This window comes from Streptomyces sp. AC555_RSS877 (assembly GCF_019049245.1).
Classification (GTDB): Bacteria; Actinomycetota; Actinomycetes; order Streptomycetales; family Streptomycetaceae; genus Streptomyces.
In genome coordinates this window covers 73,636-86,829 of record NZ_JAGMUK010000182.1, presented here as the reverse complement: position 1 = coordinate 86,829, position 13,194 = coordinate 73,636, and the positions used below count along the sequence as shown (strand labels likewise).

Genomic DNA, 13,194 nt, shown 5'->3' with positions numbered 1-13,194 from the left:
TCCTACCGTTCGATGTCGCAGGGGCCCGCCGCGGCGGACACGCAGGTCTGGATGAGGACGCCCGGCTCGGCTTCGGTGATCTCGCCGGTGCGCAGGTCACGGACGGCGCCCGCCTTGAGCGGTGTGACGCAGCCGAAGCAGATGCCCATGCGGCACCCGGACGGCATGAGCACGCCGGCCTCCTCGCCGACGTCCAGCAACGGCGTGGCGCCGTCCGCGTCGACGGTCTTGCCGGTGGTGCTGAACGTGACCTCGCCGCCGTCGCCGGCGACGACGATGCTGGGGCGGAAGCGTTCGGTGTGCAGGCGCTCTTGGACGCCGTGCTCGGTCCAGTGCTCTTCGGCGGCGTCGAGCAGGCCCGCGGGTCCGCAAGCCCAGGTCTCGCGCTCGGCCCAGTCGGGCACGAGTTCGTCGAGACGGGCGATGTCGAGCATGCCGTCTGTGTCGGTGTGCACCTCGGTGAGCCGCAGCTTCTTGTCCGCGACCAAATCGTGGAGTTCGTTGCGGAAGATCACATCGTGCGGCTGGCGCGCGCAGTGGACCATGACGGCGTCGTCGAACGAGGTGTCGCGCAGCATGCCCATCACGGGGGTGATGCCGCTGCCGGCCGTCAGGTAGAGCACTTTGGCGGGTTTGGCCTGCGGCAGCACGAAGTCACCGGTCGGCTGGTCGAGCTGGATCAGCGTGCCCGGTGTCGCCCTGCGGACCAGGTGGTTGCTGACCTTGCCGTCCGGGATCGCCTTCACGGTGATCGTGACGCGGCCGTCCTTGCGGTTGGTCGGCGAGGTGAGGGAGTAGGCACGCCACAGGCGCACTCCGTCGACGTCGACTCCGATCCGCACGTACTGACCGGCTGTGTGGCCGCGCCAGCCCCGTCCCGGCCTGATCACGACGGTCGCGGCGTCAGCCGTCTCGGGGTGCACGGCCTCGATGCGCCCACGCAGGTCAGCGCCCGCTCGCAGCGGGCTGACCAGGTCGAGGTAGTCCGACGGCAGCAGCGGCGTCGTGACCATCTCGAGCAGTTTCCACGCCCTGCTGCGAAGGGCTGCACTCGTCATGACTCCAGCTTGCTGCGCCTCAAGGCGTAAAGTCCTGACCGCAGGACGTAAATCTGGTCGGCTGAATTGTTCGCAGGGAACAAAATATGAACCATGCAATCCGGAGGGCCAGCGAACTGGCCCTGGATGAGACGACGGTCACCGCACTGCGGGCCGCGCTGAAGACCACCGCCGACGAGGTCGTCGAGGCGATCATCGACGAGGTCCCTTCCTACGCCAACGCCCTTTCAGGCCGCATGGGCGCCACCATCCGCCGTGCCGTCCGCACCGCCCTGGGGCACTATCTGGACCTCGCGAGCCAGAACGCCACGGGCGGGGACGCCGGGGATGCGGCCTACGAGCTGGGCCGCGGCGAGGTGCGCGACGGCCGTTCGATGGACGCCCTGCTCAGCGCCTACCGTGTCGGTGCCCGGGTGGCCTGGCGGTGCCTAGCAGCGGGTGCCGTCCCCGCGGGTCTGCCCGCCGCGGAGGTCGCCAAGTTCGCCGAGCTGACCTTCGCCTACATCGACGAACTCTCCGCCGCGAGCGCTGCGGGCCACGCCGACGAACTGGCCGCCCGGGGCAGGGCTCAGGAGCGCCACCTGGAACACCTGGCCCGCGACCTCCTCGCCGGCGCGAGCCCGGACGTGCTGCGGGCCTCTGTTCAGCGGGCCGGGTGGCAGCCTCCGGTGTCGCTGACCGCGGTCCTGCTGCCCGCCGCCCAGACCCGGCCTGCCTACCGCACGCTCGACCCGGGCACCCTCGTCCTCGACGATCTGCCGGATGCCACCGGTGTGCTGCTGGTCCCCGATGCCGACCGGTCACATCTCCTGCGGCAGCTGACCGGCCGCACCGCCGTGGCCGGCCCGGCCCGGCCATGGACTCGTGCGTCCGCCTCGTACGCACGAGCCGTACGCGCCCGCGCCCTGTCCTCTGATATCCGCGACACCGAGGACCACCTGCCCGAGCTGGTGCTGAGCGCCGACGCGGACGCGTTCGCCGACCTGCGTGCCCGAGCCCTCGCACCGTTGCGGACCTTGCCCGTCGCGACCGCACGGCGGCTGGAGGAGACGTTGCGGGCGTGGCTGCTGCACCAGGGCAGGCGGGAGGAGGTGGCGGCGGCGTTGTTCGTCCATCCCCAGACAGTCCGGTACCGGATGTCGCAGCTGCGGGAACTGTTTCCCGATCTCGCATCGCCACACCGGGTCCTTGAACTGACGCTGGCGCTCGGCCTTCGGGTCACCTGAAGCGTCCGTCGACCGTCCACGGCCGTCTCCGCGAGCAATCCAGGAATCGTACCTCGTTCTCGGTGCCGGCAGCTGGCTCGTGCGGCCCGGGCAAGAGCGGTATGAGCCAGTGCAACCGGGGTTGATGCGAAGACCAGACAAGGCGTCGGGAAGCCCGTCGGGGGCGCTGTCTCTGACAAGCGCGGTGGCGGATACGGCTCGATTTCATCCAGTGGACGCTGCGCACTGGCCCGCTCGTCGACGCGCTCATCGAGCATCTGGTCGGTGATCTGGCCGCTATGCCCTGGAAAGTTTCTTTCTTTCCGTCGTGGAGGGCGCTGTCCTGGCATGAGCTGAGCCACGGGCGCGCGGCGGACTGCAGCCGGGGGACCGGCGGGGCGGCCAGGCCGGGTCACCTGGGGCGGGGGGGCCGGGCCGCTCGCGCCGGGGACCAGCGTGGTGCTGCGACGGCCCCGTGCCTGCCTTCCGGCAGGCCGGCCCGGACGACCGACCGGGCCGGCCTGGCAGCGCCGGCACGGGATGCCGGAGACCGCACCGCTGATCGGCTGGTGCGCCACTCCTCACGAACTCCCGGCGGGAGGTCTCCCCGGGGGAGCGACGCTGGCTTGCCTCGGAGATCGATTGCGGCCCGTGCCACAGCCAGCGGTGGATTCAGGAGCACACGTCGGCCAGGGTGGCAGCCACAGAGGCCGCGAACGCGGCAGCCGCCTGTTTGAGGGCGGTGGAGTAGCTTGCGCCGTCCAAGCCGGCGAGTTTGCCTGCGACAGCGGCGGCCAGTACCGCGATGACGACCACGAGCGTGGTGGGCCTTGGAGTCGTAGCCCTTGTCGCCGAGGAGGGCATCGGGGCGGCGGCGTGGTCTGCCGGGGCGGCCTGCGACGGGCGGATGCCGTCGACGAGGGCGAGGGTCTGGGTGACGTCGTTGACGTTGGCCGCGGTGGTGATGACCTTGAGCGGGGTGCCGCGTCCATCGCAGATCAGGTGGTGCTTGCTGCCCGTTTTCCGCCGGTCGACCGGCGACGGACCGGTGTCGGGGCCCCCTTTTTTCGCGCGGATGTGGGAGCCGTCCACGCACGCTCTCGACCAGTCGAGCTCGCCGGCGGCGTTCAGTTCGGCGAGCAGGATGCGGTGCAACTGGTCGAAGACATCGGCCTGCTGCCCTCGCTCCAGCCTGCGCCAGCAGGTCTGCCCGGAGCCGAACCCCAGCTCCAGGGGCAGGAGTGGCCAGGCTATGTCGTTGTAGAGGACGTACAGGACGCCCTGCAGGCAGAGCCGGTCCGCCATCGGTCGCGGCCCCGGCGACCGCTCCGGCCGGGGCGGAAGCAAGGGCTCGATCAGTGCCCACAAGTCGTCGGCGGTCCACGGCCGAGTACTCACACCATCCCGAACGGCCGAATCGTCACACCGACCTGCGCCGCATGCTCGCCCTGTACGAGGAGGCCATCCGCCAGCTCACCCTCGAAAACCACGCCCTGCGCAGCGGCGCCACCGTCGTCCCCCTTCCCGCCCGAAGCCGGACATCCCCACCATCACGGCCCTGACCTGGGCCCATCCCGATCCGCCCAGCGCGCGAGGTGGGGAGAACCCGCGTAGATGTGATGGTGTGGCCCTGACTCCTCCGATCCCGTTGCTCGTCGCGAGCCACTCCTGCGTGCGATGGCCGAGTTCCAGATCGTCCGGTGCGCTCGGGCCGCCCATCTTGGTCGGTATCCATCCCGGGGCTACAGCGTTGCTCAGCACGCCAGGGCGCAGTCGGGCCACCGCGGCTGCGCGGGCCGTCACGAACAGCTCGCTGCCCGCGCTCTCGCCTTGCCAGCCGACACCGTTCAACCAGGGTGCCCGCCGAGATGCGAGTTGCCGCCCACCGGCCCAAATGGGATGACGTCCTATTCGGGTGCGCCTTGCCCCGCGCTGAGGCCGTCCAGCAGGAGGTCTCCGAGCTCGGAGAAGGCGTCGCCGGCGGTCAGGCCGGTGCTCTCCAGTAGGACTCCCGACTGGACGGCGTCGATGGTCACTGCCACGACCTGGGCGGCGAAGTGCCCGTTGAGCGCACGGAAGACGCCGGACTGCACGCCTTCCTCGATCATCTGGTGGACCCGGTGCGCCGCGGCGGCGGAGTTCTTGCGGTAGATCTGCGCGGTCGGTTCGTAACCGACCATGTCGTCGTAGAAGGCGTGGGAATGGCGCCGCATGGCGGTGCCGACACCGTTGAGGTAGACCCGGATGCGCTGCCTGGGGTCGGGTTCGGCCTGGACGGCCTGCTCGATCTCGGCTGTCGCCTCCCGGAAGAAGGCGCGGGTGACCGCTAGCACCAGCTGTTCCTTCGTGGAGGCGAGGCTGTACAGCGTCGCCTTGGAGCACCCCAGTCGCTGGGTGAGCTCGTCCATGGTCACTGCGGTGAAGCCCTCGGCCAGGATGATCGCCTCGGCCTGGCGCAGCAGTTCGTCCCGCCGACGGGTGTCCACGACCCGCCTGCGTGCCGTTTTACGCGGGCGTCGGTCACGCGAGTCAGTTGGGGCCGTCACCGCAGCAGTCTCCCATGGGCGTCTTGGCCGGAACCGGCGGGTGGTCGTCCCGGCCGGAAGTCTGAGCCTTACGAATGGGTACTAGGGTACCGCTCAACGTACCTGGGCCGTGGCAGTCCCCGACGGCGAGCCCACGGTCACCGCCTGACGGTCGAAGCGGCGCTACCGGATGGAGGATCCGATGGAGATGCCGCCGTCGACGTCCAGGACGATGCCGGTGATGTAGCCGGCGGCCTCGCTGGCGAGGAAGGCCGCGGCTTCGGCGATGTCCTCCGGCCTGCCGGTGTGGCGCATGGGGATCTTGTTGGTGAGTTTGTCGCGTGCGGGGCCGTTCATGGAGGCGAGCATGGGCGTCTCGATGAGGCCGGGGGCGATGGCGTTGGCGGTGATGCCGTGGCGGGCGCCTTCGAGCGCGAGGGTGCGGGTCATGCCGACGATGCCGGCCTTGGCGGCCACGTAGTTGGTCTGGCCGAAGTTCCCGCGCCAGGACATGGAGGAGAAGCTGACGATGCGTCCGTAGCCCTGGTGTTTCATGGGGCCGAACGCGGCGCGGGCGCAGTGGAAGCCGCCCGTGAGGCTGACGTCGATGACCGCGTGCCAGTCGTCGTCGGTGATGTCCTCGACCCGGTTGTCGCGGATGATGCCGGCGTTGTTGACCAGCACGTCGAGGCGGCCGAGACCGGTCGTGACGCCGGCGATCCAGGCATTGACCTGCGCGGAGTCGGTCACATCCACCACGTCGGTGCGCAGTTTCACGTCATGGGCGTCGGCGATGGTCCGGGCGGCGTTGGCGAGGGCCTGTTCGTTCACGTCGGCCAGCGCGACGGTGGCGCCCTCGGCGGCGAACCGGGTCGCCATGGCGAGGCCGAGACCCTGCGCGGCGCCGGTGATGGCGACGACGCGTCCGTGGTAGCGGTTCACTTGGTGTCTGCTTTCGTAGTCCGGGCAGCGAGGAAAGCCCGCAGGGCGTCGGCCACCGAACTCGCCGACCAGTTGTCGGCGAAGGCGGCCAGTTCCTCGCGCAGGGCATGCTCGGGGGCAACGCCGTCGATCCGGTGCAGCAGCGTCTTGAGCCGTTGTTGGGCGGGGCTGCTGCGGTCGGCCAGCTGGTGGCAGACGCGGGTGGCGGTGGCGTCGAGGTCGGCCTCGGGCACAATCGCGCTGATCCAGCCGGTGCCGGCGAAGGCGGTCGCGGGCAGCAGCTCGCCGGTGAGCAGGAGCCAGCGTGACAGGCCCCGTCCGACCGCGCCGGGGAGCCGGACGCTGGACCCGCCGGCCGGTACCAGACGCCGTTGGAGGTGGCCGTCGCCGATCAGCGTGGTGTCGGCCGCCACGACGACATCGCAGGCCAGCGCGAGTTCGAGGCCGCCTGCGACGGCGTGGCCGTGCAGCACGGCCACCCATGGCTTGGGGCTGGCCGCGATACGGCTGAAGCAGGCCGACACGTCGGTCAGGAAGTCGACCGGGTTGTCGCTGCGGTCGTGCATCCGAAGGAACTGGTGGAAGTCCCCGCCGGCACAGAAGCTCGGTCCCCTGCCCGCCACGGCGACGACCGCGGTGCCGGGGTCGGCCTCGGCGCTGGTGATCTGCTTGTCCAGGGCCTCGATGAGAGTGACGTCGAGGGCGTTGCGCCGCTCGGGGCGGTTGAGCAGCAGCCACCGGACGGGGCCGCGTTGCTCGACGAGCAGAGGTGCGGTGTCGGTCAACGTGGCTCCGGGGTGGTGAGTTCGGTGCGTCGGCGTTTGCGCAGCAAGTAGCGCTGGGTCTTGCCGCTGGGTGTCTTGGGCAGGGCGTCGATGAAGTGGATCGTGCGAGGGTAGGCGTGGGCGGCGTAGCGGGTCTTGACCAACTGCTGAAGCTCGGTTGCCAGGTCCGGTGAGCCGTCGATGCCGTCGCGCGGGACGACGTACGCCTCGATGACCTCGCCGCGCACCTCGTCGGGTGCGCCGATGACACTGCACTCGGCGACCGCGGGATGCTGGGCGAGGACGCTCTCGATCTCGAAGGGCCCGATCCGGTAACCGGCCATGATGATGACGTCGTCGTCCCGGGAGGAGAAGAAGAAGTCGCCGTCGGCGTCGACGCGGCCGGCGTCGCCGGTGAGGTAATAGCGGCCGTCGGGGGTGAACTTGGAGCTGCTCTGTCCGGGGATCTGGTAGTCGCGGAAGGTCATCAGCGGGCTTCCAGCGACGTCGATCGCGACCCGGCCGAGCACGTCCGGTCCGGCGACCTCGTCCTTCTCGTCGGCCAGGACGGTCAGACTCCAGCCCGGTACCGGGCGGCCCATCGATCCCGTCTTGAGCGGGCGGGCGAGTTCGGGATGGTGGTGGTTGGCCAGGGGCATGCCGACCTCGGTCTGGCCGAAGTGGTCGTGCACGGCCAGGCCGAGCGCGGCGCCGGCCCACTCGTTGACCTCGGGAGTCAGGGGCTCGCCCGCGCTGGACGCGCGCTCCAGGCACAGGCCCTGCGGCACCGGCACCGTTGAGGAGCGCAGCCCTCGGTAGACGGTGGGGGCGGCGGTGAAGTCGGTGACCTGGTGGCCGACGAGGGTGCGCCAGGTCGACTCGGCGGAGAACCCGCCGGACAGCAGCAGGCTGGGAATGCCGGCGGCCATCGGAGCGACGATCGCGGAGTACAGCCCGTAGGCCCAGCCGGGGTCGGCGGCGCACCAGTACCTGCTGTCCCGGGTGACACCCAGGCCGTACTCCAGGTAGACCTGCCATCCGGAGATGTAGGAGACGGGGTGGACGACCCCCTTGGGCTTGCCGGTGGTGCCCGACGTGAACATGTGCACCAGCGGGCCGCCCCCGCTGGTGGTGACCGGGGGCACCGGCTCGGGCGACGCGGCCGCGACGAGGTCGTCCAGCAGCATGTCACCGTGCGAGGTGCCGGTTCCGGTGACGACGATGCGGCGCTCAGGGTCGTCCGGCATGTCGGGGCCCGGGTCGAGTTTGTGGCGTTGGTCCGGGTCGAGGACGACTACGTGCGCGCCGGAGCCTTCCAGGCGCAGGGCGATGGCCTGGGGTGCGAACGCGGTGAACAGCGGGACGTAGACCGCACCGAGCCGCCAGACCGCGAGGATGACGGTGACCAGGTCGGTGCTCTTGCCCATCAGGGTCGCCACCCGGTCACCCGGACCGACACCAAGCTCCTGAAGTGCCCGCGCACAGCGGTGCGAGTTGGCGGCGAGCTCGCCGAAGGTCAGCGTCGACGCCTTCCCGGCGCCGTCGGCCACGGTGAACGCTGTGCGGTCGGCGGGGTGCCGGTCGCACAGCAGCCCGGCCACGTCGAGGGAAGGAGCCGTGAAGGTCGCGGTCAGTTCGGCGACCCGGTCGGCCGCGCTCACTGCTGGTCCTTGCGGTCGATGACCGGCAGGACCAGGCGGCTGGGGTGGTCCGGGCCGTGGTGAATGTGGTTGACCGCGGGGATCATCTGCTCCTCGCTCTCGCGGGAGATGACGCCGCCGGTGTTGGTGTTGCGGTCGTAGCGGGGGAAGTTGCTGCTGGAGACGTCCACGCGGATGCGGTGACCGGGCAGGAACACATTCGAGGTGGCCGTCATGTCGACGGTGATCTCGTAGACCGTCCCGGGCTCCATCAGCTCTTCGGCGGCCAGGCCGCCCCGGTAGCGGGTGCGCAGGATCCCGTCGCACAGGTTGATCGCCTTGCCGTCGGGGAAGACGTCGACGAGCTTGGCGGTGAAGTCGGTGTCCACCGCTGACGAGGAGACGTACAGGGTCAGGCTGACCGGGCCGGTGACCTCGACGGGCTCGTCGAGTACGGGGGTGGCGAAGCACAGGACGTCCTCGCGGGCGGCGACAGTCCGCTGGTCGACCGGGCCGCAGAGTTCCGGTGTTACCGGCATGGTCGCCCCGCCGGCCGTGGGAACCGGGCGGCGCGGGTCGTAGAGGTAGGTGTCGTGCCTGGCGTCGGTCGGCGGCTCGGTCGTCAGCACGCCGTCGCCGCCCGCGGTGTTGGCGTGGCCGGCGCTGGTGAGGTGGTAGTCGGTCCACTGCGTGTCGGGCAGCGGCCATTCCTGCTCGTCGCGCCACTGGTCGATGCCCATCACGAAGAGCTTCACCGGCGCCACGCCGTCCAGAGCGGTGGTGTCGCCACGGAGCCAGCGGTCGAAGAACTTCACGTGCAGGCCGGTCAGGCCCAGCATCTGGGCACTGGCCAGCGGGCCGAAGGAGCGGTCGGGATAGACGCCGGTCTGGGACATGTGGTCCCACGGACCAATGATCAGCCGTTGCCCCTCGCGTGCTTGCGCACTTCCTGCCTTCTGGCGGGCGGTGGTGTAAGTGCGCACGGTCTGCCCGATGTAGAGGTCGTACCAGCCGCCGATGTTCAGCGCCGGGACGGTGACGTTCTTGAGCTCGGGCGTGAGCTCCATGGCGTCCCAGTACTCGTCGTGGGAGGGGTGGGCCATCCAGTCGTCCCACCACTTCCCGTATCCCGCCAGTACCGGGACCTCGGCCGTCGGTAGCACGTCGTTCAGCTGCTCCGGGAACAGCGCCGCATGGCCGAGCTGCTGCAGCTGGGACACGGAGCCCTCGCCGGCCTCCAGGGACCGCTGGGCGTCGGCCATGTACATCAGGGCGTTCCACTGTGTGACCAGGCTCAGTGAGAGCGCACCGCCCGGGCCGTACCAGGGCGCTTCGTAGTTGTCGATCGAGGTGACGGACGGTGCGATCGCCTTGAGGCCGGGGGCGCCGGTCACGGCCGTCTCCCACTGGACCATCCCGAGATAGGACCCGCCGTACATGCCGACCGTGCCGTCGGACCAGGGCTGCTCGGTGATCCAGGCGACGGTGTCCTCGCCGTCGTTGCGGTCGGCCATATGCGGAACGAACTCGCCCTCCGAGCGGTGGGTGCCCCGGCAGTCCTGCACCACCAACGCGTAACCGGCCTCCAGCAGAGCCATGAGGTCGGGCATGATCCCGCCCAGGGTGACGCCGAACACGTCTTTGCCGTAGGGCATGCGCACGAGCAGGGTCGGAGCCTTCCCCTCGACTGGATGCCACACGTTGGCGGCGAGGGCCACGCCGTCACGCATCGGAACTCGGACATCTATCTCGTACAGGTGCTGCATCAGGTGCTCCTCGTCGAGCTGGCGTCATTGCCTCGGATGCGGGTACGTTAGGAGGTACGTTCGTACCCTGTCAATTACCGCGAGAAGGCTGGACTCTGGCGATTCGCCCTAGGGAGCGGTGTCGGCGACGGGGGATGGCCGCTGCCGACGCCCTCCCCGGGCCATGAGGGGAGGGCAGGCAACGGGCCTATGTTCGTATTGGCGCGAACATAGGCTGCAGTGAAGAACGCGCCCGGCTGGAAGAAGGCAGCCGGGGGCGCGCAACCCCCGCTAGGAGAACCACGGCATGACCCTGTCGCTGCGTACGCCGCACCCGCCGCCAACGCTCCGCTGGAGCGCACCACGACATCAAGTTCGCCGGCCTCTGCCACTCGGACATCCACCTGGTCCGCGAGGGCTGGGGCCAGGCGATCTTCCCGATGGTCCCGGAGCCACGAGATCGCGGGCGTCGTCTCCAAGGTCGGCCCCGGGGTGACCAGGTGCAAGGTCGGCGACCGCGTGGGCGTCGGCTGCATGGCCGACTCGTGCCGCGAATGCGAGAACTGCGAGACCGGCCAGGAACAGCACTGTGTACGGGGGGCTGTCCCGACGTACAACGGCATCGGCCGTGACGGGGAGGTCACCTACGGCGGACGCCACGCACGTCGCCGTGGATGAGAACTTCGTCGTCCGTATCCCCGACGGGCTGTCCCTGGACGCCGCCGCGCCGCTGCTGTGCGCGGGCATCACCACGTACGCGCCGCTCCAGCAGTGGGGCGCGGGCCCCGGTAAGAAGGTGGCTGTGGTCGGTCTGGGCGGTCTGGGCCACGTGGGCGTCAAGATCGCGCACGCGCTCGGCGCGGAGGTCACGGTCCTCTCCCAGTCGCTAGGCAAGAAGGACGACGGCCTGAAGCTGGGAGCCGACCACTACTACGCCACCAGTGAGCCGAAGACGTTCGGAGAACTCGCGGGCGCCTTCGACCTGATCGTCTCCACGGTGTCGCCGCTACTGGACCTGGGCGCCTACCTCAGCCTGCTGAAGACGGGCGGCGCCATGGGAAGCCGCCGCAAGCTGGATGCCTGGCCGCGGTGGGACCGGTTCGTCGCGACCACCGTGGGGCGCCCCGGAGGGTCAGGCGCACTCGGAGTTCACGTAAGGCTCCACGCGGCCGACGCTCTCCTTGAGGACGAGGTCGAGCAGTCCGGGGAAGCGCTGGTCCAGATCTTCCTTGCGCAGCGTGTTGATACGGCGGGTGCCGACGTCGTGCTGCCGGATGAGGCCGGCCTCGCGCAGGACGCGGAAGTGGCGGGTGAGTACGGACGCGGTGACGTCCTGTGTGAAGCCGCTGCAGGCCAGACCGGGGGAGACGGAGAGGGTGACGACGATGGTGAGCCGGGTCTCGTCGGTCAGCGCGCTCATGATCTTGAAGAGGTCGAGGTCGTCCGTGTCGGGGTGGACGAGGGGTGACGCGGTGCGACTGGCCATGAGGAAAGAATAACCCCTTCCCCCACTCTATGTTCGCGTTAGCGCGTACATGGGTTACAGTGAAGACACGGATTGACTCTTCATCCGTCATCGACCGGTTTGTCCATCACCGGTATCACGGCATGCCCCCAACGCCTTTGACGGCGCTGCCTGCATCAAGAACGGAGCACACCCCATGACCACAACACAGGCGATCGACCACCGGAGTGAAACCGCCGCGGAGGTGGTCGGCCGCCTTCGTGCGACCTTCAACACCGGCGTCACCCGCCCACTGGACTGGCGCGTCGACCAACTGCGGCGGCTGCGGGCCCTGCTGGTCGAGAACGAGCAGGAACTGATCGAAGCCCTCTGGAAGGACCTGAGGAAGAACGCCGCCGAGGCCAAGGCGCACGAGATCGACTCCACCATTGGCGACATCGACGAGGCGCTGGCGAATCTCGAGAACTGGCTTCAGCCCCGCCCCGTGGAGGTTCCCGCCCACTTCGGTGGTCCCGCGACCACGGCCTACACCACGTACGACCCGCTCGGCGTTGTCCTGGTGATCGTTCCGTGGAATGCCCCGCTGCACCTTCTCATCGACCCCATCATCGGCGCACTGGCCGCCGGGAACACCGTGGTGGCCAAGCCGAGCGAGATCGCGGTGCACACCTCGGCAGTGGCTTCACGCCTCCTGCGCGAGTACTTCGACGCCGATGTGCTCACCGTGGTCGAGGGGGGCGTCGAGGAGACCACGGCCCTGCTGGCACAGCGCTTCGACCACATCTTCTACACCGGCAACGGCACCGTCGGCCGGATCGTCATGGCCGCAGCCGCCAAGCACCTCACCCCCGTCACGCTCGAACTCGGAGGCAAGAATCCGGTCTTCGTGGCCCCCGACGCCGACGTGGACGAGACCGCGAAGCGGCTGGTCGGCGGCAAGTTCGGCAACGCGGGGCAGATGTGCATAGCCCCCGACTACGTTCTGGCCGATCCTGCCACCGCCGCCGCACTGGTTCCCGCCCTGCGCGCGGCGGTCGAAGCCCAGTTCGGCACCACCCCGCAGACCTCTCCCGACTTCGGCCGGATCATCAACGAGCGGCACTTCGACCGGCTCACTCGTCTGCTCGATTCCGGCCAGGCGGCGGTGGGAGGCCAGCACGACCGCGACGACCTGTTCATCGCACCGACCGTGCTCACCGATGTCGACCCCGCATCGCCCATCATGCAGGAGGAGATCTTCGGTCCGATCCTCGCCGTCGTCGAAGTCGAAGACCTCGACGCCGCCATCGCCTTCATCAACGAACGCGACAAGCCCCTCGCCGTCTACGCCTTCACCACCTCCGAGGCCACCAAGTCGCGCCTGGTGAACGAGACGTCCTCCGGCGGCGTCGCCTGGGGCCAGCCGCCGATGCAACTGCTCGTGCCCGGCCTGCCCTTCGGAGGCGTCGGCGAAAGCGGCATGGGCCGCTACCACGGCCGGTACACCCTCGAGACGTTCAGCCACCTCAAGGCCGTCGCGGACGTCCCGCTCAGCTAGCCTCGCGCTCTTTCGAAGCAGGCTGCCCGACTGGTGACCGGCAACGGCGGAAGTACCTCAGGCCGGTGAGCATGAGGAACGCTGAGATTGCTGTTCCCGCCACCGCCGGAAGCGCGTTCCAAGTGAAGCCGTGTACCGGTCCTCGTCGCGGGGGCACGACGAGGGAGCCGGTTGCGGCGCGGCCTGCAGACACCGATCCGTACCGACTCCGGCGGCGCCACGCATGACTTCGTCGCCTGGCTGACTGCTGATCGTGCGCGAGGAGCGAACGCCCTTAGTCCGGCGTGCAGTTGCGCTTGACCGGCGCCGGCGC

General features: G+C 69.5%; 10 protein-coding genes and 1 pseudogene. 4 read left to right on the top strand and 7 right to left on the bottom strand.

Features of this window, described 5'->3' with window-relative positions:
- Positions 1–2: 2 nt before the first annotated feature.
- Positions 3–1,058: a ferredoxin reductase gene (locus tag KUM49_RS39765; protein WP_217241795.1), complete on the bottom strand. Its 1,056-nt coding sequence runs from the start codon at positions 1,056–1,058 to the stop codon at positions 3–5.
- Between the two features lie 86 nt (positions 1,059–1,144).
- Between KUM49_RS39765 and KUM49_RS39760 the strand changes: the two genes are divergently transcribed.
- Positions 1,145–2,284, top strand: coding sequence for a CdaR family transcriptional regulator (locus tag KUM49_RS39760; protein ID WP_217241794.1), 1,140 nt, complete (start codon positions 1,145–1,147; stop codon positions 2,282–2,284).
- Between the two features lie 651 nt (positions 2,285–2,935).
- Here the strand turns inward: KUM49_RS39760 and KUM49_RS39755 are convergent.
- Positions 2,936–3,661: an IS5 family transposase gene (locus KUM49_RS39755; RefSeq protein WP_217241793.1), complete on the bottom strand. Its 726-nt coding sequence runs from the start codon at positions 3,659–3,661 to the stop codon at positions 2,936–2,938.
- Between KUM49_RS39755 and KUM49_RS39750 the strand changes: the two genes are divergently transcribed.
- On the top strand, positions 3,622–3,825 hold the full coding sequence (locus KUM49_RS39750) for a hypothetical protein (RefSeq protein ID WP_217241905.1): 204 nt from the start codon (positions 3,622–3,624) through the stop codon (positions 3,823–3,825). The genes KUM49_RS39755 and KUM49_RS39750 overlap by 40 nt on opposite strands.
- A 345-nt stretch (positions 3,826–4,170) precedes the next feature.
- Here KUM49_RS39750 and KUM49_RS39745 read toward each other — a convergent pair whose 3' ends face one another.
- From KUM49_RS39745 to KUM49_RS39725, 5 genes are all read right to left on the bottom strand, one after another.
- Positions 4,171–4,749 (bottom strand): TetR/AcrR family transcriptional regulator, encoded by a 579-nt coding sequence (locus tag KUM49_RS39745; protein WP_308406962.1) that lies wholly within the window; start codon positions 4,747–4,749, stop codon positions 4,171–4,173.
- A 222-nt stretch (positions 4,750–4,971) separates the two neighbouring features.
- Positions 4,972–5,730 carry an SDR family NAD(P)-dependent oxidoreductase gene (locus KUM49_RS39740; protein ID WP_217241791.1) on the bottom strand — a complete coding sequence of 253 codons (759 nt, stop codon included), beginning with the start codon at positions 5,728–5,730 and terminating at the stop codon, positions 4,972–4,974.
- Positions 5,727–6,515, bottom strand: a complete 789-nt coding sequence (locus tag KUM49_RS39735; RefSeq protein WP_217241790.1) for an enoyl-CoA hydratase/isomerase family protein — start codon at positions 6,513–6,515, stop codon at positions 5,727–5,729. Before KUM49_RS39735 ends, KUM49_RS39740 begins: the two co-directional genes overlap by 4 nt.
- Positions 6,512–8,155, bottom strand: coding sequence for an AMP-binding protein (locus KUM49_RS39730; RefSeq protein ID WP_217241789.1), 1,644 nt, complete (start codon positions 8,153–8,155; stop codon positions 6,512–6,514). The genes KUM49_RS39735 and KUM49_RS39730 overlap by 4 nt, the downstream gene beginning before the upstream one ends.
- Complete coding sequence (locus KUM49_RS39725) at positions 8,152–9,900, bottom strand: CocE/NonD family hydrolase (RefSeq protein WP_217241788.1); 1,749 nt, start codon at positions 9,898–9,900, stop codon at positions 8,152–8,154. Before KUM49_RS39725 ends, KUM49_RS39730 begins: the two co-directional genes overlap by 4 nt.
- Positions 9,901–10,230: 330 nt before the next feature.
- Here KUM49_RS39725 and KUM49_RS39720 point away from each other — a divergent pair.
- Together KUM49_RS39720 and KUM49_RS39710 are read left to right on the top strand one after the other, a co-directional pair.
- Positions 10,231–10,936, top strand: a pseudogene (locus KUM49_RS39720) (NAD(P)-dependent alcohol dehydrogenase); the annotation flags it as partial.
- 604 nt (positions 10,937–11,540) lie between these two features.
- Complete coding sequence (locus KUM49_RS39710) at positions 11,541–12,881, top strand: aldehyde dehydrogenase family protein (RefSeq protein ID WP_217241787.1); 1,341 nt, start codon at positions 11,541–11,543, stop codon at positions 12,879–12,881.
- The last annotated feature ends 313 nt before the right edge of the window (positions 12,882–13,194 follow it).